Source organism: Phytobacter sp. V69 (assembly GCF_965644215.1).
GTDB lineage: Bacteria > Pseudomonadota > Gammaproteobacteria > Enterobacterales > Enterobacteriaceae > Phytobacter.
In genome coordinates this window covers 1-1,279 of record NZ_CBFFRL010000430.1, presented here as the reverse complement: position 1 = coordinate 1,279, position 1,279 = coordinate 1, and the positions used below count along the sequence as shown (strand labels likewise).

At 56.6% G+C, this 1,279-nt stretch carries 2 protein-coding genes; both read right to left on the bottom strand.

Annotated elements, in window-relative coordinates; genetic code table 11:
- Positions 1 to 213 precede the first annotated feature (213 nt).
- The gene (locus ACSZPU_RS25765; protein WP_499004451.1) at positions 214 to 1,020 is read right to left on the bottom strand and encodes a hypothetical protein; all 807 of its coding nucleotides are present in this window, start codon (positions 1,018 to 1,020) and stop codon (positions 214 to 216) included.
- On the bottom strand, positions 1,020 to 1,202 hold the full coding sequence (locus ACSZPU_RS25760) for a Pvc16 family protein (RefSeq protein WP_499004453.1): 183 nt from the start codon (positions 1,200 to 1,202) through the stop codon (positions 1,020 to 1,022). Before ACSZPU_RS25760 ends, ACSZPU_RS25765 begins: the two co-directional genes overlap by 1 nt.
- Positions 1,203 to 1,279: the final 77 nt, after the last annotated feature.

Below are 1,279 nucleotides of genomic sequence, written 5' to 3'. Positions count from 1 at the left end.
ATACGGCCTCATTTCTCGCTGCCGTCCAGATCAGATGCATCGCTCTCTGGGCTAAAATCTTGTGACGACACCATCTAGCATGTCGTGGTTTTCCTTTGGTTCACTAAGTGAAATTCCTGTACTGCATGTCGTTAACCTGAAAAGGCCTTAGCCCAAAAACATCAGAATCCGACCCCTGTTCGCCTGCGGGTGATGCGTGTTGCGCCCCTTTCATCAGACATACACATACATAACCGACACGGGCTGCTGATCCGCGGAATACGCGGTAAATAACCTTTCTGCCGCAGGCGTGGGCAGCGCCGAAATCAGGGTTTGCTGTCGGCTACGCCCGCTCTGTGTCTGTGTGCGGGGAATATCCATCAATGCAAAGCGTTGCGGTGGCGCCTGCTGCAAAATAATCGCCGAGGTGCTGCTCGTTACCCAGCCATTTTGTCCGTCGATATCATCCCTGCTAACACTGGCGGGGCTGAACGCCACCTGTCCTGACGCATCCACCACCTGTGGGTTTTGCAGCCGCCGCTGGCCGCGTGAAATCAGGCGATATTCCCAGATGGTGGCCCTGGCCTGTAGCGTCAGCGTAAACGCCTGCCGGGTGAGCAAATCCGCCGGATAGAGACAGATTTCGCCCGTTGCCACGGCGGGCGCACTTTCCGCTTCGGCCGGCCCCATAGTCATGGTGCCCGGAGTCTGCTCATCGGCGGCGAGACGCTGGCTGCTGAACCCAAGGACCCCTATCCATTCTCTGGGCAGTGCCGTGACCGCCAGCAGCCAGGCGCTGGGCTGCGTCAGCCAGAAACGCAGCGGACAACATAACGCCTGAGAAACGCAATAATTCAAAAACGTCGTTCTGCCCGTCGGGGCATAGCCATAAATACGCCATACGTTGCCTGTGACGACCAGATTGAGCCCCAGACGCCGCATCGCTTCGCCGGTGTTGTGATCCGGCAACAGCACAGCATCCCGCCAGACGCTTTGTGGAAAAAACTGGTGCTGTAAGGTGATTTCCGCCATCACAAACATCAGCGTTCGGCCTGTGCCTGGCTGCCCACCTGTTGCAGAACAAGCGCTTCCCCGCTTACCTGGTTCGCCTGAATCGCAATATGGCGAATTTTGTAGATGATCGAGGGCTGATACCGCGCCCCCAGCGCACTCCAGAGGTTGTGCGTGTTTTCGTAAGGTGAGTTTTCTATTTCAAACTGCAGTTGTTGGCGGATTCAACTCCGAAGTGCAACGCTAAGCCGCCAATCTTAGCTCTGCAAACACCACAGACGGTTGCCTG